At 62.8% G+C, this 22,518-nt stretch carries 17 protein-coding genes and 1 pseudogene; 12 read left to right on the top strand and 6 right to left on the bottom strand.

Annotated features, from left to right (window positions below):
* The first annotated feature begins 408 nt into the window (after positions 1-408).
* A complete protein-coding gene (locus ACR9Y2_RS27170; protein ID WP_435045012.1) occupies positions 409-867 on the top strand; it encodes a hypothetical protein in 459 nt (152 codons plus the stop codon).
* Here ACR9Y2_RS27170 and ACR9Y2_RS27165 read toward each other — a convergent pair.
* Complete coding sequence (locus ACR9Y2_RS27165) at positions 851-2,371, bottom strand: tetratricopeptide repeat protein (protein ID WP_435045011.1); 1,521 nt, start codon at positions 2,369-2,371, stop codon at positions 851-853. The two genes, ACR9Y2_RS27170 and ACR9Y2_RS27165, sit on opposite strands and share 17 nt — an antisense overlap.
* Positions 2,372-2,397: 26 nt before the next feature.
* Here ACR9Y2_RS27165 and nth point away from each other — a divergent pair, with 26 nt between their 5' ends.
* The 5 genes from nth to ACR9Y2_RS27140 all read left to right on the top strand — a co-directional run bounded on the left by nth (position 2,398) and on the right by ACR9Y2_RS27140 (position 8,128).
* A complete protein-coding gene (gene nth, locus ACR9Y2_RS27160) occupies positions 2,398-3,069 on the top strand; it encodes an endonuclease III (protein ID WP_435045010.1) in 672 nt (223 codons plus the stop codon).
* Positions 3,070-3,600: a hypothetical protein gene (locus tag ACR9Y2_RS27155; RefSeq protein ID WP_435045009.1), complete on the top strand. Its 531-nt coding sequence runs from the start codon at positions 3,070-3,072 to the stop codon at positions 3,598-3,600.
* A 12-nt stretch (positions 3,601-3,612) separates the two neighbouring features.
* Entirely contained in the window at positions 3,613-5,802 is a 2,190-nt protein-coding gene (locus tag ACR9Y2_RS27150) for a hypothetical protein (RefSeq protein WP_435045008.1), read from the top strand.
* A gap of 6 nt (positions 5,803-5,808) precedes the next feature.
* Positions 5,809-6,756, top strand: coding sequence for an N-acetylglucosamine kinase (locus ACR9Y2_RS27145; RefSeq protein ID WP_435045007.1), 948 nt, complete (start codon positions 5,809-5,811; stop codon positions 6,754-6,756).
* Between the two features lie 85 nt (positions 6,757-6,841).
* Complete coding sequence (locus tag ACR9Y2_RS27140; protein WP_435045006.1) at positions 6,842-8,128, top strand: aminotransferase class V-fold PLP-dependent enzyme; 1,287 nt, start codon at positions 6,842-6,844, stop codon at positions 8,126-8,128.
* A 70-nt stretch (positions 8,129-8,198) separates the two neighbouring features.
* Here ACR9Y2_RS27140 and ACR9Y2_RS27135 read toward each other — a convergent pair whose 3' ends face one another.
* On the bottom strand, positions 8,199-8,585 hold the full coding sequence (locus tag ACR9Y2_RS27135) for a GxxExxY protein (RefSeq protein ID WP_435045005.1): 387 nt from the start codon (positions 8,583-8,585) through the stop codon (positions 8,199-8,201).
* 299 nt (positions 8,586-8,884) lie between these two features.
* Here ACR9Y2_RS27135 and ACR9Y2_RS27130 point away from each other — a divergent pair, with 299 nt between their 5' ends.
* The 5 genes from ACR9Y2_RS27130 (at position 8,885) to ACR9Y2_RS27110 (ending at position 17,966) form a co-directional block, all read left to right on the top strand.
* A complete protein-coding gene (locus ACR9Y2_RS27130) occupies positions 8,885-10,054 on the top strand; it encodes a phosphoglycerate kinase (RefSeq protein ID WP_435045004.1) in 1,170 nt (389 codons plus the stop codon).
* A 66-nt stretch (positions 10,055-10,120) separates the two neighbouring features.
* On the top strand, positions 10,121-10,798 hold the full coding sequence (locus ACR9Y2_RS27125) for a diacylglycerol/lipid kinase family protein (RefSeq protein WP_435045003.1): 678 nt from the start codon (positions 10,121-10,123) through the stop codon (positions 10,796-10,798).
* A 39-nt stretch (positions 10,799-10,837) separates the two neighbouring features.
* A complete protein-coding gene (locus ACR9Y2_RS27120) occupies positions 10,838-11,257 on the top strand; it encodes an acyl-CoA thioesterase (protein ID WP_435045002.1) in 420 nt (139 codons plus the stop codon).
* An 825-nt stretch (positions 11,258-12,082) separates the two neighbouring features.
* Complete coding sequence (locus ACR9Y2_RS27115) at positions 12,083-12,760, top strand: hypothetical protein (RefSeq protein ID WP_435045001.1); 678 nt, start codon at positions 12,083-12,085, stop codon at positions 12,758-12,760.
* Positions 12,761-13,415: 655 nt separating this feature from the next.
* Complete coding sequence (locus ACR9Y2_RS27110; protein WP_435045000.1) at positions 13,416-17,966, top strand: hypothetical protein; 4,551 nt, start codon at positions 13,416-13,418, stop codon at positions 17,964-17,966.
* Between the two features lie 233 nt (positions 17,967-18,199).
* Here ACR9Y2_RS27110 and ACR9Y2_RS27105 read toward each other — a convergent pair whose 3' ends face one another.
* The 3 genes from ACR9Y2_RS27105 to ACR9Y2_RS27095 all read right to left on the bottom strand — a co-directional run bounded on the left by ACR9Y2_RS27105 (position 18,200) and on the right by ACR9Y2_RS27095 (position 19,915).
* Positions 18,200-18,586: a type II toxin-antitoxin system VapC family toxin gene (locus ACR9Y2_RS27105; protein ID WP_435044999.1), complete on the bottom strand. Its 387-nt coding sequence runs from the start codon at positions 18,584-18,586 to the stop codon at positions 18,200-18,202.
* A gap of 3 nt (positions 18,587-18,589) precedes the next feature.
* Positions 18,590-18,862: a type II toxin-antitoxin system VapB family antitoxin gene (locus ACR9Y2_RS27100; RefSeq protein WP_435044998.1), complete on the bottom strand. Its 273-nt coding sequence runs from the start codon at positions 18,860-18,862 to the stop codon at positions 18,590-18,592.
* A gap of 228 nt (positions 18,863-19,090) precedes the next feature.
* The gene (locus ACR9Y2_RS27095; protein ID WP_435046335.1) at positions 19,091-19,915 is read right to left on the bottom strand and encodes a patatin-like phospholipase family protein; all 825 of its coding nucleotides are present in this window, start codon (positions 19,913-19,915) and stop codon (positions 19,091-19,093) included.
* 239 nt (positions 19,916-20,154) lie between these two features.
* Between ACR9Y2_RS27095 and ACR9Y2_RS27090 the strand changes: the two genes are divergently transcribed.
* On the top strand, positions 20,155-21,777 hold the full coding sequence (locus tag ACR9Y2_RS27090) for a hypothetical protein (RefSeq protein ID WP_435044997.1): 1,623 nt from the start codon (positions 20,155-20,157) through the stop codon (positions 21,775-21,777).
* A 171-nt stretch (positions 21,778-21,948) separates the two neighbouring features.
* Here ACR9Y2_RS27090 and tnpA read toward each other — a convergent pair.
* Positions 21,949-22,390: pseudogene (gene tnpA / locus ACR9Y2_RS27085) on the bottom strand (IS200/IS605 family transposase).
* Positions 22,391-22,518: the final 128 nt, after the last annotated feature.

Here is a 22,518-nt window from a genome sequence, read left to right as displayed (position 1 = left end):
GGCAACCGGATAGCCGCGAGCCGCATCTATCAGATGACCTGACCAAGAGATACAAGTAAAAGGTCTAAAGTATAAAGAACCCACATGTTCACCTGGATCTGTCCACAATGCGGCCGGGAGGTTCCCCCCTCCTATTCAGAATGTCCCACCTGCGCGGAGCGCCGGCAGCAAGCGGCCGGAGGCCAGCCGCCCGCACCCGCCCCTGCGCCGCCGCAACCCCAGCAGCCTCAATATGCTCCGCCTCAGTATGCCCCCCAGGCTGCCCCACCTCCACAGCCGCCGCAGTACGCTCCTCCGACGCAGCAGTACGCGCCGCCCCCTCAGCCGCAGTACGCGCCACCGCCTCAGGCCCAATACGTGCCGCCGCCCGCCCAGCCGGTCTACACCATCGCTGAACCGAAAAGGGGCATGCCGGCCTGGCTGGTAGGCATCATTACCGTCGTCGTCCTGGGTGGTGCGCTCTTCGGGCTGTACAAGTTCGTCGGCGGCCGCGGCTCCACTTCCACCGCGTCCACCACCGCCACCAAACCGCTCGATCCGGCCGCCTCCAAGAACCCTTACTCCAAGTACCTGGAAGTGGTGGGTGTGCGCCTCTTTGAGAACGAGGCCAAGAAATCGGTCGTGCGCTTCACCGTGATCAACCATTCGCCCGCCGAGGTGTCCGGACTGGAACTCCAGGTTGTGCTCAATACCGTGGATGCCAAGCCTGATGCCGAGCCGGTCTCCGTCATCGCCGCCAAGGTGGGCAGCGTACCGGCCAATGGATCGAAGGAGTTCGAGGCGATTCTCAACACGAAGATGAAGATCTACGAGTTGCCGGACTGGCAGTTCCTCAAGACCCAGTTTGTGGTCACGGCGCCGAACTGAGCCCTGGCCGCACCAGCAGTTCCGCCTGGCGCCTGGTCCAGGCACAACCGGCCGGCAGGTTTCGGATCACCCCGAGCCGGCGCAGATTCCAGTGGGCATCGAACAGGCACGGGTCCTTCTCCAGGGCCCGTGCGAAATCCCCCTTGGCCGCATCCGCCTGCCCCAGCAGCAGCAGCGCCATCCCGCGATTGTGAATGGCCGGGGCTGAATTGGGATCCAGCGCCAGCGCCCGTCCAAACTCCCCCAACGCCACTTCCGGCTGGTTCGCCCGCAGATAACTGAGCCCCAGGTCCGTCGCCACCGCCGCATCCTCCGGAGCCAGCCGTTTCGCCTCCTCCATCAGCTCCACCGCCTGCAACGGCGGCACCACGCGAGCCAGTTGCCGCTTCGGCCGGATCTTCCCCGGCGCATGCCGCGCCGCCTCCATCCACAGCGCTTCCGGCGACATCCACACCCGGGTCTGGGCAAAACTCAGAACGACCAGCAGCGCCGCGTAGCCGTAGAGCAGCTTGCGGTCAGCCTTCTGCAGCAGCATGCCGAACAGCGCGGCGAAGCAGAACAAAGGCAGGTACATGCGGCGGTCGGCGGCGAGATCCTCGGCCGGGAAGATCGAGGAACTCGGCAGCAGCAGCAGCAGCCCGCCCAGCACCCAGAACCCGGGCTGCGCCGCGCGCACCGTGCGCCAGGCCAGAATCGCCACCACCACAATCACGCCCCAAGCCACTGCCGCCGCCATGGGCGGTACCCGCACCTCGGCATCCACCGTGAACCCCAGCGGCACCAGCAGCAGTTGCAGGTAGCGCAGGATCGCCACGCCCTGGTAGCTGAAGTAGTCAAACGAAGTGAGCCCGGCCTGCGCACCCGCGCCCGAACCCGCGATTGCCGCAGTGGCATAGATCGTCCGCAGCCCAGCCGCCAATGAGGCCGCGCACATGGCCGCAACGGGTGCAATGGCCGCCTTGCTCCGCCGAGTCGACCATTCGAGCAGCGCTAGAAACAAGGGGAACGCGGCCACCTCTTCCTTGGCCAGCAGCCCGCAGGCAAACAAACCAAACGCCCACCAGCGCCGCCCCTTCAACCAGCTGGACAGCGAGAGCAGGCAGAACAGGGCCGCCAGCAGCGTAGCGCGGGAGAAGACGTAAGCGACGGCCTCTGTCTGCAGGGGATGGAAGGCAAAGAGCGCCGAAGCCAGCCAGGCCGCCCGCAGCGGCAGCAGTTCCAGCAGCAGCCCCGAGGCCAGCCAGACACAGGCCAGGTGCAGGGCCAGGCTGACCAGGTGGAAGGTCCACGGAGCCTCGGAAACACGCAGGTTCAGCCAGAACGAGAAAAACGTTAGCGGACGTGTTTGCGTTGCCTTGAAGATGTTTTGCCAGCCGTTGGATGAATTCAGCGACGGATCATTCAGGAGGGAAAAATCGTCGAACTGAAAAGGAGCCCACAGCGCGCTGCAAAAGGCCAGCAACGCCACTGCTACGAGGAGAATACGGAAACGCAATGCTACCATGTTAGAGCAATTCAAACTGCATTCTCATGAGCAAAGTTTCACGGCCCCGGTCAGCGGCCGAGCGCAAGGAACGCCTCTTTCGCATTCTCGATATCCTGTCGCAGCGCTATCCTGACGTCACTTGTGCGTTGCAGCATGCGGATGCGTGGCAGCTGCTGGTGGCCACCATCCTGTCGGCGCAGTGCACCGATGCCCGCGTGAACATGGTCACTCCGGAACTGTTCCGGAAGTTCCCCACAATGCAGGACCTGGCGGTGGCCGATGTGCGCGAAGTTTCCGAGGTGATCCGGTCCACAGGCTTCTTCAACAACAAAGCGAAGAGCATCGTGGGCGCGGCACGCACGATCATCCAGGACTTTGGCGGCGAGATTCCTCGCACGATCGAGCAACTGCTGACTGTACCGGGCGCGGCTCGCAAGACCTCGAATGTGGTGCTGGGCACCGCGTTTGGGATCCCGAGCGGCGTTGTGGTCGATACGCATGTGGGCCGCATCGCCTTGCGGCTGGACCTGACGAAGGAGACCAATCCGGTGAAGGTGGAGCAGGATCTGATGAAGATTCTGCCGCGGGACCGATGGATTCTCTTCTCGCACCAACTGATCCACTTTGGCCGCGAGCTCTGCGTGGCGCGCAAGCCACGCTGCGGCGAGTGCCCGATGGAAGGGCTGTGTTACGCGAAAGACAAGGCAGTTCTGTAAATGCAGGGCCGTATCCTGATCCTCGCCCTGCCGCTGCTGCTGGCAGGCTGTGTGAAATACCCGGAACCCTATCGCCCGCCCGTGCAGCGCAAGCCGATGGAGGTGGGCGGTGACATCAAGCTCAGCCACTACATTGGAATGAGCATGCCGAACGCAGCGGACCACTTCATCGCGGGTGTTGTGCCGGATCTTCACGACGGCGCCTGGCGGTGGGTGACCAAGAGCCCGACATTCCAGTTCCAGGTGCCGACCACGAAGTCCCTGCGGTTGAAGGCTGACCTCACCGTTCCGGACATCACATTCGCGCAGACCGGGCCGGTGAAGATCACTATCGCCGTGGGTTCGCACCTGCTGGACACGCTCGACTTCCCGAAGCCAGGGCAACGGCTGTTCGAAAAGGCGGTGCCGGAAGAGTGGCTCACCACCGTGCGCACGAACCTCGTGCGGCTGGAGATCGACAAACTGTGGACCTCGCCCGCGGATGGAGTCCAGCGCGGCTTCATCATCACGAGCATTGGGTTCGCGCAGTAGGGAAACGGCCGGATGCCCAAAGCGTTTTCCATCCTCTTTGGAGCGCTGTTCACCATCGCCACTGCTTACGGGCTGGGCCGGTTGCTGCTGCAGCGCCTGAAGCCAAATTTCACACGCGAAGAGCAGCCGTTGTTCGCCTTCGTGGCCGGCGCGCCGCTGCTGAGCCTGATCATCTTCCTGCTGGCCTGCGTGCACCTGATCTACGACGCGACGTTCCTGGTGCTGGGTCTCGTGGTGTTCGTGCTGGTTTGGAGAACGCGCGCTTACCGCATCAGCGGGGAACGCCTGCCTGCCCTGCCCCGGTTGTGGCAGTGGACGTTCTGGCCGCTGTACACGATATTTGCCGGGATTGCCGTCATCTACGCGATGGCGCCGGAGTGGAGCCCGGACGGCAGTTCCTATCACCTCGGGATCGTCGGCCACATCTGCCGGGCGCACGGCTTCAAGCTCATCTCGTCGAACATGTACTCCTTCCTGTCGCAGGGACTGGAGATGTTGTTCCTCTCCGCCTGGGCGTTTGGACGACACTCGGCCGCCGCACTGGTGCACTGCGCGTTTCTGCTCGTGCTGCCGCTGCTGCTGCTGCGCTACGGACAGCGCCAGGGCATTCCCGGCGCGGGCGCCGCGGCCGGACTCTTCGTATTGATCAGTCCCGTCGTCATGATCGACGGCGCCAGCGCGTACAACGACGTGGCGGTGGCCTGCCTGCTGTTCGCGGTCTTCTATTTGTGCGAGATTGATGCTCCGCCGGCGCTCACCGGACTGCTGGCGGGGTTCTGCTACGCGCTGAAGTACACGGCGTTTCTGGCCGTCGTCTATGTGGTACTGCGGTATGCGTTCCAGCGCCGCTGGCGCCACATCCTCATCGCCTGCCTGCCCGCGGCGTGCATGGTGCTGCCGTGGGTGCTGCGCAACTGGATCTGGACCGGCAATCCGTTCGCGCCGCTGCTGAATGCCTACTTCCCGAACCCGTTCGTGCACGCCAGCTTCGAGGACGACTATGCGCGGTCGATGCGCTGGTATGTGGGGCTGGAGAGCCTCAAGGACATCCCGCTGGAGCTGACGGTAAGAGGCCGGATTCTGGGCGGTTTCCTGGGCCCGCTGTTCCTGCTCACGCCGCTGGCGCTGCTGGGCCTGCGTTCGAAAGCCGGCCGGCGGGCGCTGCTGTGCGCGGTACTGTTCTCTTTGACCTATGCCGCCAACATCGGAACGCGCTTCCTGATCCCCGCTTTGCCGTTCTGGTCGCTGGCCCTGGCGGCAGGCTTGCCTTCGATCACGTTGCCGGTGCTGGTGCTGGCGCATGCGGTATTGAGTTTCCCGGGCCAGCCGGACCGCTACTGCGATCCCTACGGCTGGCGGATCGACAAGATCCCGTTCAAGCAGGCGCTGCGCGGGAAGAAGGTGGAGGCGTGGCTGGCGGACAAGTGGCCGGCCTACCGGCTGGCGCGGATGGTGGAGGGCGCGACGCCGCAGGGATCGATCATCTACTCGATGTCGCCGATCGCGGACAGCTACACGACGCGCGAGATCCGGGCCAGCTTCCAGAGCGGGCCGAATGAGCAATTGCGCGACTATCTGTTGACGCCGCTGATCGCGGAGTTCCAGCCGGAACAGCAGCTCGAGTTCCGGTTCCCGGCGCAGTCGTTGACCGGCCTGCGGGTGGTGCAGACCGCGTCGCCCGAGGCGGGCACCCCGGCTTCGCGAGACGTTTGGAGCATCACGGAGTTCCGTGTTCTGGCACAGGCCCGGGAATTGCCCCGGGACGACGATTGGCGCCTGCAGGCGCGCCCCTCCGCGTGGGATGTGCAGAAGGCGTTCGACAACTCGCCGGTGACCCGCTGGCGGTCGTGGGCCGGGATCCGGCCTGGCATGTATGTGGAAGTGGCGTTCGGCCATGCGCGCACGGTGGACTCCGTGAAGCTGGACGTGACGAGGGACCAGTATGCGGTGCGGCTGAAGCTGGAGGGCCGAGATGCCTCGGGCCAGTGGCGGGAGCTGTCGCACGAGGCCAAGGCATCGGGCCTGGCTCCGCCGCTGGGCATGCGCCGGATGGCCATGGACAAGCTGAAGCGGGACGGCGTGGCCTACTTGCTGATCAGCGATGACGACTACAAGGCGGATGACTTCCGGGAGCATGCCGACCTGTGGGGCATCCGGCAGACGGCCATGGTGGACAACGTGCGACTGTATAAGCTGGAGTGACACCGAGTGGCTGAGTATTTTCTGGGGGTGGACGGCGGCCAGTCGTCGACCACCGCACTGATTGGCGATGAGACGGGGCGCGTGCTGGGCATGGGCCGGGGCGGACCCTGCAACCACGTCAGCGCGGCCGAAGCGCGGGCCAAGTTCATGGGCGCGATCGGCGGATGTGTCGGCCAGGCGCGCGAAGCAGCGGGCCTGCCGGCAGACACCCACTTCCGCGCGGCCTGCCTGGGCTTCTCCGGCGGTCCGGCGGACAAGGACGCGTTGATCGCGGAGATGTTCAGCATCGGCAGCCGGGTGGTGACGAACGATGCCGTGATTGCGTTGGCCGGGGCCCATGCGGGCCGGCCGGGGATCATCACGATCGGCGGCACCGGGTCGATCAGCTATGGCCGCAACGGGACGGGCAAGTTCGCCCGGGTGGGCGGCTGGGGCTATATCTACGGCGATGAGGGCGGCGGCTTCGACATCACGCGGCAGGGCCTGCGGGCCGCGCTGCGGATGGAAGAGGGCTGGGGTCCGGAGACCGTACTGCGGGCGCTGCTGCTGGAAGCGACCGGCGCGTCGAATGCCAACGAACTGATGCACAAGTTCTACACGCCGGAGTTCCCGCGGCCGAAGATCGCGGCCATGTCGCAGATTGTGGTGCGGGCGGCCTCGCAGGGCGATGAAGTGGCGACGGACATCCTGGGCGAGGCGGCGCAGCAACTCGCCGGGATCACGCGGGCCGCGCGGCTCCAATTGTTCACCCGGGAAGAGGTTGTGCCGGTGGCCCCGATTGGCGGCGTGTTCAAGAGCGACACGCTGATGACGGCGTTTCGGAGCCGGGTGGAGCTGACCAACGACATGCAGGTGGTGACGCCGGCGTTCGAGCCGGCCGCCGGAGCCCTGCTGGAGGCCTACCAGCAGGCCGGGCTGCGAGTGGAGCTGACGGGCGTACCCGCCGAGAAGTAGTTCATTTCCCAAATAGTCCGGCATCTTAAGGGTCAAAGCGGCTATTCCGGTTGACCTGCCGGCCCAGCCGCCGTTATTGTGTCTCATGGACCGACGACGTTTCGTCTCCTCCACCGTAGGGGCGCTCGCAGTTTTGCAGCATGATTCTGTGGCGCGCGCCCAGTCCGCGGTAGGGGCTGTTTCCGGCCGGCCGGCCGATTCCGTGGCCAGGGATGAAGATTTCTGGCTCAACATCCGTCACGCGTTCACCGTCGATCGCAACCTGATCAATCTCAACAACGGCGGCGTTTCACCGTCCCCGAGAATGGTCATGGATACTGAAAAACGCTACCTCGAAGTAGAAAACATGAGCCCGTCCTACTACATGTGGAACGTGCTCGACCCGGGGATCGAAACGGTGCGGCGCCGGCTGGCGCGCACGTTCGGGTGCGACCCGGAAGAGATCGCCATTACGCGTAATGCCAGCGAGTCGCTGGAGATCGTACAGCTCGGCATGGAGCTGAAGGCCGGGGATGAAGTCCTGACCACGAACCAGGACTATCCGCGCATGATCACGACCTGGAAGCAGCGCGAGCGCAGGGACGGCATTGTGCTGAAGCAGATCACCTTCCCGGTGCCTCCACCCAGCCTGGACTACCTGGCCAAGCGGATTGAAGAGAACATCACCTCGAAGACCAAAGTCATCCACATCTGCCACATCACGAACCGGACGGGCCAGATCTTCCCGGTGAAGAAGATCTGCCAGATGGCCCGGGCGCGTGGGATCGAAGTGGTGGTGGACGGCGCGCATGCCTTCGCCCAGTTCCCGTTCAAGCACGAGGACCTGGACTGCGACTACTACGGCACGTCGCTGCACAAATGGGTGCTGGCGCCGATTGGGACGGGCATGCTGTATGTCCGTAAATCCAAGATTCCAAAGATCTGGCCGATGATGGCCGCGCCCGAGAACATGGCGGACAATATCCGCAAGTTCGAGGAGATCGGCACGCATCCGGCTTCGCAGCGGAACGCGATTACGGAAGCGCTGACATTCCACGACAGTATCGGGGCGGAGCGTAAGGCGGAACGGCTGCGCTACCTGCGGCGCCGCTGGTCGAACAAGCTGCGTGAGCTGCCGGGGGTCAAAATCCTGAACAGCGACGATCCGGAGCAGTCGTGCGGGATCGGGTTCATCCAGGTGGACGGATTCGACGCGCCGGCGCTGGCCAAGTACCTGATGGACAAATACCGCATCTGGACCGTGGCCATCGTGACACCCGGTGAGTATCACGGGTTGCGGATCACGCCCAATGTTTACACGACGTTGGAGGAAGTGGACACCTTCGCCGAGGTGATGGAGAAGATCATCCGCAAGGGTTCGATTCCGGCCTGAGGCTCATCCTGGAAGCCGGGCGGCGGACGGTTCTCCGCCCGGCCCTGGGAGCACCCTATTCTGGAGCCAGTTACAGGTCGAAGACCACGCGCTTCCAGGCCACTTTCGATCGCTGGAAGTTCAGGAGCAGGGCGACGTGTAGGCCGGAGGCTTTCAGGTAGTTGATGCACTGGGCCAGATGTTCGTTCGCGAACCGCTCCACGCACTTCAATTCCACGATCACTCTGTCCTGAACGATGAGATCGGCCACATACTCGCTAATGTACTGCCCTTTGTAGCGGACAGGCAGGGAGACCTGTGATTTGGCGTGCAGACCACGGAACCCCAGTTCACGGATCAGCGCCCGTTCGTAGACCTTCTCCAGGAACCCGGCCCCCAGAACATTGGCAACCTCGAAGGCAGCCCCAATCACTTCTTCCGTAATCTCAGATTCCGATCCGTGTGTATCTGTGTCCATCTGCGGCCCAATCAGAGAGTTCCGCAAGCGAGCACAACCTCTCACCAATCGGAGCGCTAATTTTAGCCACAGATGAACACAGATGAACACAGATTGCGGCCAGAAGGAGGGAGTAACGGGAGGGGCCGGGCAACCTCGAAGGCTGCCCCAATCCCGGTCCTTCTGAACTCAGCCTTCCATCTGTGTGTATCTGTGTCCATCTGTGGCCAAATATCGAAACTCCACGAACGACACCCCCTCCCTCGCCCGGCGGCCCGCCATTTACGGATGATACGATCTCTAATGAGGTCTTCATTCCTATGGCTAAACTCTCCATCCGCGATCTCGATCTGAAGGGCAAGCGCATCTTCATGCGCGTCGATTTCAATGTCCCGCTGGCCCCTGGCGGCCAGGAGATCACGTCCGACAAGCGCATCAAAGCGGCTCTCCCCACTATCAAGTACGCTCTCGAACAGGGCGCCGGCCTTGTGCTGGCCTCGCACCTGGGCCGTCCCAAGGGCAAAGTGAATCCAGAGATGAGCCTGAAGCCGGTGGCTGTCAAGCTGGCCGAGCTGCTGGGCAAGCCGGTGGCGTTCGCGCCCGACTGCATTGGGGCAGAAGTGGAAGCGATGCTGCCCGCTCCGGGCGAGATCCTGCTGCTCGAGAATCTGCGCTATCACGCGGAAGAAGAGAAGAACGATCCGGCGTTCGCGCAGCAACTGGCGAAGCTGGGCGATGTGTATGTGAACGACGCCTTCGGCACGGCGCACCGCGCCCACGCGTCGACGGAAGGGATCATCGCATTCCTGAAACCGGCCGCGGCCGGCCTGCTGATGGAGAAGGAACTCGAGTACCTCTTCAAGTGCACGCAGAACCCGGAACACCCCTGCGTGGGCATCCTGGGCGGCGCGAAGGTTTCGGACAAGATCGAAGTGATCCAGAACCTGCTGAAGTTCGTCGACCGCCTGCTGATTGGCGGCGCGATGGCCTACACGTTCATGAAGGCGCAGGGCAAGGCGACCGGCAAGAGCCTGGTGGAAGAGGACAAGGTGGAGCTCGCGAAAGAGCTGCTGGCCACTTCCGGCGACAAGCTGCTGCTGCCGGTGGATCACGTGGTGTCGGCTGAGTTTGCCGAGAACGCTCCGAACGAAGTGGTGACGGAGATTCCGGAAGGCATGATGGGCCTGGACATCGGACCGGCGACGGTAGCCGAGTTCGCAGCGGTGTTGAAGTCGGCCAAGACGATCATCTGGAACGGCCCGATGGGCGTGTTCGAGAAGAAGCCGTTCGACAAGGGCACCTTTGCGGTGGCAACGGCCGTGGCGGAATCCGGAGCGCTCTCCGTAGTGGGCGGCGGTGATTCGGAGAAGGCCGTGAAGTCGGCCGGATTGTCCGACAAGATCAGCCACATTTCGACGGGCGGCGGCGCTTCGCTGGAGTTCCTGTCGGGCCTGGTATTGCCTGGTGTGGCGGCCCTGACCGACAAATAGTCCTCCGACTCTGGTATCAAAGATGGGACGGCCCAGCAGCCCATGGCTGAGCCGTCCCGTTTTTTTATGCCACTGATCGTGACTGGCGGCGACGGCGCACTGTTCCACCAACTGCAGAAGTTGAGGGCGCCTTTCCCGGAGATCGTTATCGAAGCAAAGGGTCGCGGCAATGCACTGGCGCGGGACCTGCGCCGCTTGCCGGCTCCGGCGGCCGTGGACCTGATGGAGGTGGAGGTGCTGCCGGAACGAGGTGCACCGTACCTGCGATTGTGCGGCTCCTCGGTGTCGTTCGGCTACCCGACGCTGGTGACGCGGCTGGCGGAGAATTTCCGTCCCCTGCGGCGATTGAGTTATGCGGCAGCGTCGGTGCTGGCCTGGCCCAGCGAGCAGGAGTTCCGGATCGGGTACCACGGCGGACCGCTGGAGAAGCGGAGACTGACGGGGATCCTGCTGAACAACACGAAGCATGTGGGCGGGTTTGTGGGCTTCCCGGAGGCGTCGTGCCAGGACGGGCTGGCGGATGTCATGGAGATGACCGCCCCGTATCCGTCGCAAATGCTGCACAACATGACGTCGATGTTGAAGCTGCCGGTGTGGCGGCCGTCGCGGTTCCTGCAGGTGATGGAGGCGGAGATCCATGCTTCGGCGGCCCAGGAGCTGATGCTGGACGGGGAGCTGATTCCGGGGGTGGCGGGCGTCCGGGTGCGGATGATGCCGGCGGCCCTCGTGTGCCGGACGGTTTAGACGGGCCGAGCCGGCCTGTTTTAGGCCCACAATAGGTTCATGTCGATTCGAGCCCCGTTCGCCTGGCGCAGCCGGATCCGTTTCGTCGATACGGATGCGAGCTGCCGGATTCACTACTCGGCTTTGTTCCGTCATCTGGAGACGGCGGAAGACGAGTTCATGCGGTCGCTGGGGTTTGCGTACTCCGAGCGGGCGCCGGCGCATCTCTCTTATCCGCGGGTCCATGTGGAGGCGGACTACCTGGCGGCGCTGCGGTACGACGACCCGATCTACATCACGGTGGGGGTGTCGAAGCTGGGGACGACGTCGTACACGTTGGAGTTCAACGTGTACCTGGAGGAGACGTCGGAGGTGGCGGCCAGCGGGATTATTACCGTCGTTTGTATGTCGACGAAGACGCAGAAGGCGCACGCGTTGCCGGAGGATTTGCGGGAGGCGCTGAGCCCGCACAGGACCTGAGGTCGACGGGTTGGTGGATAAGTGGGTTTGTTCAGCCACATTCTCTTTGGCAGTCTCTTGTACAGCGATGACCTCTCCCAGATTCTTCTCCCTGTGCGTTTCGGCGTTTGGTTCGGGTGACGTTGAGATTGCGGCGGGCCCCCAGCTGCGCTGGGGGTAATGCTGGGGGGGCGGGGTGGGTTGTTGGAGCGGTTGGCTGGCGAAGTGGGTTTGTTCGGCCACATTCTTTTGGACAGTCTCTTGTACAGCGATGACCTCTCCCAGATTCTTCTCCCTGTGCGTTTCGGCGCTTGGTTCGGGTGACGTTGGGATTGCGGCGGGCCCCCAGCTGCGCTGGGGGTAATGCTGGGGGAGCGGGGTGGGTTGTTGGAGCGGTTGGCTGGCGAAGTGGGTTTGTTCGGCCACATTCTTTTGGACAGTCTCTTGTACAGCGATGACCTCTCCCAGATTCTTCTCCCTGTGCGTTTCGGCGCTTGGTTCGGGTGACGTTGAGATTGCGGCGGGCCCCCAGCTGCGCTGGGGGTAATGCTGGGGGAGCGGGGTGGGTTGTTGGAGCAGTTGGCTGGCGAAGTGGGTTTGTTCGGCCAAATTTTCTTGAGCAGACTCTTGCGCGGCGATTGCCTCTGCCAGATTCTCCTCCGGGTGCGTTTCGGCGTTTGGTTCGGGTGACGTTGGGATTGCGGCGGGCCCCCAGCTGCGCTGGGGGTAATGCTGGGGGGGCTGGTCGGGTTGTTGCGGCTGGGGTGTCAATGTTTCCGGCGGCTGGGGTGTCACGAGTTGCGGCGGCTGAGGTGACACGCTCTGCGGCGGGTTGGTGAAGTGGGTTTGTTCGGCCAAAATCGGATTGGGTTGGGCGGTGGTGGGTTCCGCGACGGGCTTTTCGAGCGGCTCTTCGACGGCGATTGGAGTCATGAGGACCAATTCGGATTCGAGCAGGTCGGGGTTGGCGGCGAGGGCCGTTTCGATCTTGCGGAGCCGGGCCTGGATCCAGCCGGCGTAGCGATTGAGGGCCGCGATGTAGCCGGACTGGCGGAGGACCCAAGCAGTGGCTTCGGTTTCGTCGCCCTTGGCGTATTCGAGGCCAGCGTTGAAGAGACCCTGTTCGCGCTTCTCGTGGAGGATTCGATGGCCGTCGAGCATCCACCAGTCGTAGTGGAGGGCGCGACGGGTGGGGTTGGCGAGGCAGCGGGTTTTCTCTTCGGCGCGGGCTTTGAAGTGGGCCGCGATGCGCGGCGGCATGCGGTGGACGCGGGCGAAGAAGCGGGTGCGGCAGGCATTCTCGGCTACGGCCGATTTCCCGGCGGCGGTACGAGGGCCGGTGGATTTCCGCGCGTTGGCGCGGTTGGCCGCGAGGCGCTTTTCGGAGATGTTGGACAGGGGGCGAGTGGTGCGGCATTCGGACTTCGGGAGGAGGGGCCCGGTGACGGGAAGTCCTTCGGCAGCGCGGTGGACTTCAGGGGTAGCGGCGGCGTTCATCGAATATATCCTCTGTATCCAGGGTAGCCAGGGGCTACCAAGCACTTTCGAGAATGAGATCTGCAAGTCTTTGAATGGATTGAGTCGAAAAAATTCTGAAGTTCTGTGATGAAGAAAGCTCAATGTGACAAATCGGGCTATTCGAGGAGTTGGTGGGTGGCAGCGGAGGTTCGGACTGGTCGTTGGCTTGTAGGGTGATTCCTGCTCCGTGGGGCTTCCAGAGTGTGGTTTGGGATCTGGTCTCGCGGTTGCTCTGTGAGGGTTGGGGGGGTTGGGGGCTTTGTGGGGATTATCCGCTTCCTTACGGTCGCGGCTCCGTTTGGTGGCGATGTTTGGACGGTGGGATATCGCGGGGCCCTGCACTGAATTCATTTGGCGCCGCCCTGCACTGGTGATACTCTCACTGCTTACACGATATTCAGCTCATTTACTCTGATTACTAAATAACTTCCAGTCGAGGCTGCACTCATCCAGATGTATGCGTGCCAGGAAGGAACTGGTGGCCGAGTTGGCTGGGCTGAGCATGCGATAGAGGATGGTACGCGTTTCGCTTCGGAGGTACACCGTGCAAATGAGACTCCTTTCCCTTCCCTTCCCCTCACTGATTCTGGTTGCCGCTTTGGCACCTGTTGCCTGGGGGGCCGAGGCGGCCAATGGAGCGCATCGAGGAAGCGTGCGCCTGTTGGAAACGCGACTCGCAGACGGGCCTGCGCCTTACGGGGTATTGGAGGCCGGTCAGATCGCGGGGGCGGTTCGGATCGCGGTGCCTGAAGCAGGCGGTCACGTTCTGGTGCTGACGAACTCCGGCACGGTCTGGGGGTGGGGCGACAACTCGCAGGGACAACTGGGCACCGGGGACCGGGAGCCAGTCTCGGGATGGCGGGCGGTGGAGGGACTTTCCAAGGTCAAGGCGATTGCGGCCGGCGCGGGCCATTCCCTGGCCTTGACGGAAGACGGCGCTGTCTGGGCATGGGGCGCGAATTTCGAGGGCCAATTGGGCGACGGAACGCTACTGGCGAGGATGCGTCCCCAGAAGGTGCCGGAGTTGTCCAACATTGTTTCGATTGGCGCTGGCGCGCAGTTCAGTGCCGCGCTGCAGGCAAATGGGCGAGTGATGGTTTTTGGAGCGAACTGGAATGGGCTGGCGCCGAATGAGACCGACCGGATCCTGCTGCGGCCAGTCACCCTCTCTAGCGTCAGGGTGACCGGTGAACTGGCGGTTCGCAATGGGCGGGTAGTGTCGCGCGACCCGCGGGCGAAGGTCAACATGATGCCCTGGCCGGGAGAAGGCGGACTGTCCAGGGTGGTGAGGTGGACCGAGGGAGGAGTGGCTGTCGAGGAAGGGGGTACGGTCCAACAGAGGATTGATGCGGTCGAACGGATTGTGGACTTGGCCGCCGGCTGGACAGTGGGCTGGATTGAGGGCGGCGGGGACGACGGGGCGGAATCGCCAGAGTCTGACTCCGGCGAGCAGGGGATCCGGACGAGTGGGGCGCTGACGTCTGCTGATTTGACCGTTTCCCTGACTGCGAGCGGAGGCTTCACGGTGGGCGGTCCGGCTGGCTACGTGGTAACCCTCACAAACGCGGGCGCATCGGCGACCAGCGGAACGGTCTCGGTGACGGACGTTCTGCCGTCCGGCCTGAGTTTCCTGGCGGGGACGGGCACGGGGTGGAGTTGCTCAGCGGCGGGGCAGACCGCGACCTGTACGAATGCGGGCGCGATCAACGCGGGCAGCAGCAGTGTGATCTACCTGCATGTGAAAGTTGGCGTGGCCGCGGTCCCGTCGGTATCGAACACGGCGAGTGTGTCCGTGACGGGTGACGGGAATACCGCGAACAACACCTCGACTGCCGTAACGGCGGTTGCCGCGCAACCGAGCATTCCGAGCACAGGTGCGATCGCCGGGGGTTATTACCATAGCCTCCGGCTGGCACCGGACGGGAGGGTGTGGGCTGCGGGGCAGAATAGCTCAGGACAGTTGGGCGATGGGACGTATACGAATAGGATTGCTCCTGTGCTGGTGAGCGGACTGACCGGTATTACGGCGGTGGCGGCGGGAAACTATCATAGTACGGCCTTGAAGAGCGACGGCACTGTCTGGACTTGGGGCGTCAACACGTATGGACAGTTGGGCGATGGAACAACAATCGGACGCAACGTGCCCCAGGCGGTGAGTGGGTTGTCGGGCGTGGTGGCCATCTCGGCACACGGACAACAGACGCTGGCGCTGAAAGGAGATGGAACAGTCTGGGGCTGGGGCTACAACAGCTCAGGGCAACTGGGTGATGGGACGACCACGAATCGACTGGTGCCGGTTCAGGTGTCGGGTCTCAATGGCGTGATTGGCATCGCCTCAGGACGCATGCACAGCCTGGCTCTACGGCTGGATGGAACATTGTGGGGATGGGGCAGCAATGCCAACGGCCGGATCGGCGACGGGACATCGCAAGGCCGATTGACTCCCGTGGCAGTGAGCGGGATGACCGGTGTGGTCGCGATTGCGGCCGGATATAGCCACAGTATGGCGCTGAAGGGCGACGGGACGGTTTGGACTTGGGGGTACGGACAGATGGGGGAGCTTGGGAATGGAAAGAGCCCCGCGAACCAACTGTTGCCCGCCCAAATCAACACGCCGGCCGGGGTGACCTCAATTGCGGCTCACTATATGGGCAGCCTGGCCCTGGTGGGAGATGGCACGGTTTGGGAATGGGGCGCACCAAGCCTGAGCAACGTGCCGAAGAAAGTGGGGGGGGTGAATGGAGCTACCGCTATCGGAATGGGGGGCTGGTGGACTTACGGTTTTGCTTTTGCCATCCAAATCGACGGCACGACCCTGTGTTGGGGTGATAACAGAGCAGGGCAATTGGGATCAGGGGCGGCAGCCAGCCGCATGATACCCGTTGCGGTAACGGGTCTCTCTGGGGTTTCGGCGCTCTCGGCGAGGGAGTATTCGACACTCGCGCTGAAAGGCGACGGAACCGTCTGGTCGTGGGGCAGCAACGAAAATGGACAGTTGGGCGACGGCACAAAGGTCAGTCGCGCGGCTCCAGTCCAGGTCCCCGGAGTGAGTGGCATGACGGCTGTCAGTTCTGGCGCATTCCACAGTCTGGCCGTCAAATCGGATGGGACGGTATGGAGTTGGGGGTATAACGAGGGAGGAATCCTCGGCGATGGAACAGCTACGGAGCGCCCGACGCCAGCGGTGATACCCGGGCTGGCCGGAGTGTCACGCGTGCGTGCCGGAGCGATCCAGAGTCTGGCGGCAAAGAACGATGGCACGCTTTGGGCATGGGGTGGGAATCCGCATGGAGAAGTTGGAGACGGCACAACAACACCGCGGCTGAGCCCAGTCCAGGTGCCTGGCCTGACGGGCATTGTCGCCATGGCTGCGGGTGACTACTTCAGCATGGCGCTGAAGAGCGATGGCACTGTGTGGACTTGGGGCGACAATACATCGAGTCAACTTGGAGATGGAACGACCGTGCAGAGAGTGAGCCCCGGCCTGGTGCAGGGACTGTCTGGAATTGTGGCGATCTCCAGCGGCTACAGACATGGCATCGCGCTACGGAACGACGGTACGGTTTGGGTCTGGGGTAGCAATGACGGCAATGGAATGGGCGACGGAACCAATGTGGTTAAGAGTGTGCCGGTTCAGGTGAGCGGCCTGAGTGGAATTGTCGCGATTTCGGGTGGCGGACAGCACAGCCTTGCGCTGAAGAATGACGGCAGCGTGTGGGCGTGGGGTGCGAATAGCAATGGACAGCTTGGTGACGGGACCAGAACCAACAGGTGGTTGCCCGTGCGCGTAGCGACACTAAACAACGTGGCCGGCATTGCAGGCGGAGGCGCCCACAGCCTGGCCTTGATGCCCGACGGGACTGTCCGCGCCTGGGGTTCGGAGGAATTTGGGCAGGTTGGTGACAATTCCCCGCTCACTCCTCCGACGGCCAAGCCAACGCTGCCTTTCGGCTATGCGGACCTGACGGTATCGATGTCGGACGGCGGGTCTGTGCCGGTCGGCGGTCAACTGGTGTATACCGTTACGGTCACCAACATCGGACAGGCATCGAGTTCCGGGACGACTACGGTCTCCGACATCCTGCCCACTGGATTGTCGTTCTTCAGTGCGAGCGGAGCCGGATGGACCTGTGCTGTCGCCGGACAGGTTGTGACGTGCACCAGTTCCACGGTGATCGCAGCCGGCGGCTCGAGCACGATCACGATTCGGTCGACCGTGCTCGCCGCAGCGGTTCCGGCCGTGAGCAATGTCGCGACCGTTACGAACGCGAGCGATTTAAACTTCGACAACAATACCAGCGGCGACCCGCTGACGGTGGGCATCACCAGCGCCCTGAGCGTGACCCCGGCTGCGGGCAGTGGGGCCCAGCAGATTTTCCAGGCTGTGTATAGCGGCGCGCTCGGCTACCAACAACTGCGATGGGTGCAATTGCTGTTCGGGACAGCCCCGGATGGCGGTGGGCAGCCGTTCTGTTTCCTGCACTACGACGTGCAGGGCAACGGGTTGTGGCTCTACTCCGATCAGTATGGCTTCTTCCGGGGACCGGTGCCGCCGGGCGCTGCTTCGCTGGAATTGCAGGGATCCCATTGCGCTTTGAATGCGGCCGGATCCACGGCATCCGGGAATGGGTCGAACCTGACCCTGAATCTTTCCGTCGCCTTTAAGGCCGCAGCCACACGCAACATCTATATGAGGGCGATGGACACTAGCAATTTCGACACCGGCTGGCAGCAGCGCGGGACCTGGACACAGGTGGGCGCAGCACTACCGACGCTGGTGGTGGGGCCGAACAGTGGCGGTGGGCAGAATCCCTCCTTCACCCTGACATTCCCGGATCCTCCTGGATTCACGGGCTCGGCGCTGGGCTGGGAGGAGTTTCTGGTGGCAGCGGCCACAGACGGCGGCGGGCAGCCTTTCTGCTTCGTGCATTACGACAGGGCCGGGAATGGGCTCTGGATGTATTCGTCTGATGTCGGGTTCTTCCTGGGCCCGGTGCCTCCTGGAACGGCGTCTGGCTATCTGAGTAGCTCGGCCTGTGCGGTGATCACGGCGGGCACGCTTGTACAGAATGTAGACGGCAACCTGGTGCTGACTGTGCCGCTGGTCTTGAAGCCGACTATGGGCGGAGTGAAAAACCTGTATTTGCGCATGATGGACCCGCTGAACCGGGACACGGGCTGGCAGCAGAAAGGCACGTGGACGATCCCCTAGATGGAGGCGGCCGGGGAGCCTGGCTTTCGAGAATCAGGAAGACGAGTTGCGCGGTTCGTTGGCTGTGGGGCCATCGGTGTGCACTTGGCAGGGGTTCCGTGACTGCTCGAGAGGCGCAGTGCTTGCGGGAAACGAGCGGACGGCGGCGATGACGGAACCGGGGTGTACCTTAGCGGCGGTTCGTCACAACGAGGATCCACCTTGGTATTCAGCCGAAACGGAAGCGGTTCCGACTATGCGCGATCGATGTCAGTTCGGGGGAAGTCGTCGCCGGTGAAGAGGAGAGGCATTCCGGCCACTGACGCCACGGCGTAGGACATGCAGTCTCCGAAATTCAGGCCAGCCGGGTGGCGGCCACGCCCGAAGCGGAGGAATGCGGTGATCGCCGAATCGAGGTGTTCCGTGTTGAACGAGATGGATTCGACCTGCAGGCGGCGGAGGAAGGCGTAGAGAAGGGGCCGCGCATCCTGGCCAAGTCTCGCGGAGAGCACCATGGTGGTTTCGAGAAGCGTGGGGATTCCGACTACGACAACCTCCGCGTTTTCGAGCGCCTCGATCAGTCGCTCGTAGCCGGGCTCTTTCAGATGGATGGCGACAATCGCAGAGCTATCGAGAACCATCGCTTAGAAACCTTCCGGCCCGTAACCCAGGATTCGATCTTCCTCTTCCTGGCTGAGAACCCGTCCGAGTTCGGCGGGCGGAACAAACGGCCAGACGTTCCGTTCCATGTATTCCCTGATGCTCTTGGAGCCCCTGGAGCTGCCCGCGTGGGCCTGCAATCGAGCCCGGCGCTCCAGCAGAGCCTTCCGGATGGCTTCGGTCTTGGACTCATGGGCCAAACTGGCCACCTCGGCGGCCAACCTTTCCACGTCCGCGTTTTTGATGTTGAGCCCCATGGTAGAATTCTATCCAAATTCTACCATGGCTTATCTCAGGCTTTGGAGTTCACGGGCTGTTTGCTGGCCGGATGCAGATGATCCTCCAAGCCGGAGCGTGGGCGCTCCGCAGTAAGCGGCCGTTCCGCAGGCCTGGACGACCCGGCGGACTTGGGCCCGGCCGGCTCGCGTGGATTGGGGGCTTTGTGGAGGTTATCCGCTTCCTTACGGTCGCGGCTCCGTTTGGGTTTACCACCAGCCGGTTGTGCCGCGGGCCTGGACGACGCGGTGGCCCTGGGCCCGGCCGGCGCGGGTGGCCGGCTCACAGATCGCGGGATTCATGGGCGTGCCGCCCGACGCTATTGCTTCCGTTGCTTCTTCGTCCGGTTGGATCACCACGACCTCCGCGCCGGTCGCCCGGAGGTCGGCGACACCCTCTTCCAGCGTCACCAGCTTCATGGCTCCCGGTGGCGGTTTCAGCGCCAGCACCAGCACTCGGGCGTAGCCTGCTGCCAGATCGGCATTGTCGCTGGAATGGAAGCCGCCGTCGATGTAGGGCGCCCCTTCGAACCACACCGGGGCGAAGCCGAAGAAGGCCGTGGTGGCCATGACGGCGTCGACCAGATCGATGCCGCTTTCGCGGTCAAAGGCGCGGCGCAGGCCGGTTTCCGCGTTCAGCGCAGTGAGGAGTATGCGCCGCTGCGGCCAGTTCAGCATCGGCAACTGTGACGCGACCAGGGCCCGGCGATCCGGGCCGCCGTTGGCGAGGGCGAGTGCCCCCATGCGCTTGAGGATCTCGGTGCGCTCGCCGCCGAGTTCCTTCGCGTGGGCGACCTCGCGTTGGAGGCGGCTCCAATCGACGTTTGTCGCGGGCCGCGCCACTCTGGACGCGACGGTTACCTGCTGTTCAAAGATGTCTTCCAGGGGGGCGTTGGAGGCGAATTGGAGGGCTACGCGGCCTCCGGAGGAGGTGCCGATGATTACGTCTGCATCGCGGACGTCGACGCCGGATTCGGCCATGCCGACGATGAGTCCGGTGGTCCAGGAACTCGCGGCAAATCCGCCGCCGCCCAGGACTAGGGCTTTTTGTTGATTGATCAGTATAGGATCTCCATGGGTTCAGGATAGCGGGTGGGGGCGGGGATGATGGGGGGAAGGGTGGGGCGGGGGGGAGGGGGAAATCCTCGTCCTATCGATTGGCCCACGACGATTAATCTAGTCCGAACCATGGCTTACTAATTTTTGGGGGTCGCCTGAGGGGTCAATCTTCCAGGCTGTATTCTGGGAGCGGTGACGGAGCACTTGAAGAACTCGTGAAGAACTACAGCTTGAGACGAGTGTCCCCGTCCACCGAAGCGCTTCTTGCCAGGCTGAACAGTTGGTGGAGGAGCCCTGCCAAGTGGATTGGATGGGGAGACGTACCTGGTGTACTCGAGCAGATCAGCAATTCGAAGGAGCCGCTCGCCATCCCGTTCATCATGTCGTTTGGCATTGTCGGTAACGAGAGGATTCGCTCCCAGGCGCTATCGGCAATTCATCGGTTGTTTTCTTCGCTTCCGATTGAATTTCTGCCGCTGTTGGACGAAGCATTAAGACCGGCCTGGATTCCTGAAGACAGCTGGCGCGGCATGACGGCCGAACAGATCTCAGCCTTGCCCAAATCAAGTGACGCCGAATTGCTCTACCTCAACCTGATGAGTTGCCACCAGAGCGGATACGTGCGCGCGGCGGCTTTGCAGATCCTCTCCGCCGAATCCACGGCGACGAGTATTCCTTTCATCCTTTCGCGGCTGGTTGACTGGGTGCGCGAAGTCCGCTCAGCGGCGGAAATCGCGCTTCGCAATAAGCTCAATCCAATTCATGGCGACGAGTTTGTGCGGTGTCTCGGCCTTATCGGGCGCCTCGCCAGGAACAGCCGATATCGGCCAGAGTTCACAGTGTGGGTCGAAGATCTCCTGCGGAGTCGCGAATGTGCGGAGAGCCTTCGCCGTGGACTTAGTGCTGAATCCAAAGATGTGCGGCGACGCTGTTACCGGATTGCAGTAAGCAGCCCGTCGTTCCCTTTCCGGGACGCAATCCTCCACGCGATTGCCGACGACGACGTGGTTGTCCGAAGGTGGGCGTTCGAACTTGCGACCAGCCGACCGGGTGAGGACCACGATGTAATCAGAAGGAAGGCCGCAGATGATCCCTACGGGCCTATCCGGCGAATGGCCCTGGAAGCCTGTTTGGATCGAGAGTCGATTGAACCGGGGGAGTTGGAACGGTATCTCTATGACCGTTCGGCAACGAATCGCCAGTTGTGTCAGAGGGCCTTTTCGGCACGGCTGGGGCTGAAACCGGCAACATTCTATCGTGCGGCGATTCGGGTTCCCACCGCACAGCCGTCTGCAAGCTGCGTTCAAGGTCTGGCCGAGACCGGGGACCCAAGTGATGCGATCCTGGTGGCCGGCGCCCTTGCAGGCAAATCCGCGCGGGTGCGCCGTGTGGTGGTGCAAGCGTTGGGCACGTTGGGCGTGAGGGGCCACGAGCAGCGCCTGTGCCAGCTTGTCTCTTCCGATGTTCTTTCCGTGGCGAGGGTGTCTGCCTTCACACTCCTGAAAAAGCGAGCAGTCCCGGCAGACGCAGTTTGGGCCGCAGCGCTTGAAAATCCTGATTCCAAGGTCCACAGAGGGGTGTTGCGGCTGCTTCGTTCTACTGGGAAGTGGCAGCAACTCGGTTACTATCTCCGCGCCGCCGATTCAAACGACTCTGATCTTCTGGATTGCGCCATCGAGTTGATGAACTTGTGGGTGGAAAAATTCAATGAAACATTCACTCCGGTGAGCGAGGGCGAGGCTCTGGAACTGATTAAGATGCTTGAACTCGTGCGATTGGGACTGCCTATAGCTCTGGCACGCAAAGTGGAGTTCATCCTCCAGAATGTGTCCAAGTAGATGGCTGGTGTTCGCAGGAGGAGGTGCCTCCTGGCCTCGCGCGATTGCCAAAACCGCAAGGTAAATATCCCCCGGCAGAGCCGGGGGCATTAGGTTGTGAGCCGCTCAAAGCGGCTATGCGGGGTCGCTGACGCGGCCCCGATTAATGAGTGCCACCTCGACGGTGGCTAATCAGTATCCGAGTTTCAATTGCTCCAATCGCTCATCCTCCCGCTGCTGGTTCTGTATGTAGGCGCGAATCGTCGCCTCATCGCGCCTCATCGCGCCCAACCGTGGACACAAAGTACCCTCGTGCCCAAAAACTCTGTCCGACGAAGCTTCGCTTGCGCTCCCCGTACACTCGCGCCAGATGGATTGCGCTCTTGCCCTTGATGAACCCAGTCACTTGCGACACTGCGTACTTTGGCGGAATCGAGATCATCATGTGCACGTGGTCCTTCATCAGGTGCCCCTCCTCGATTCGGCTCTCCTTCTCCTCGGCCAGCCTGCGGAACACTTCTCCGAGGTGCTTCCTCAGTTCGGCGTACAACGTCCTGCGCCGACACTTCGGTATGAACACCACATGGTATTTGCACTCCCATGCTGAATGGCTTAAACTTTCGTACTCGTCCATCGCGGAACTTCTCCTTTCGTGTGCTTGGCGGCTCACGTATCGGAGTTTCCGCGATGGACTCCCTGAAATGTCAAACTGCTACTGCCTCCCCGGCAGAGCCGGGGGGCCTCTCACTCTTGGCTAGACGG

This window comes from Paludibaculum fermentans, assembly GCF_051172195.1.
Taxonomy (GTDB): domain Bacteria; phylum Acidobacteriota; class Terriglobia; order Bryobacterales; family Bryobacteraceae; genus Paludibaculum; species Paludibaculum fermentans_A.
The sequence above is the reverse complement of the archived record's forward strand: the minus strand, read 5'-3'. Positions and strand labels throughout refer to the sequence as shown.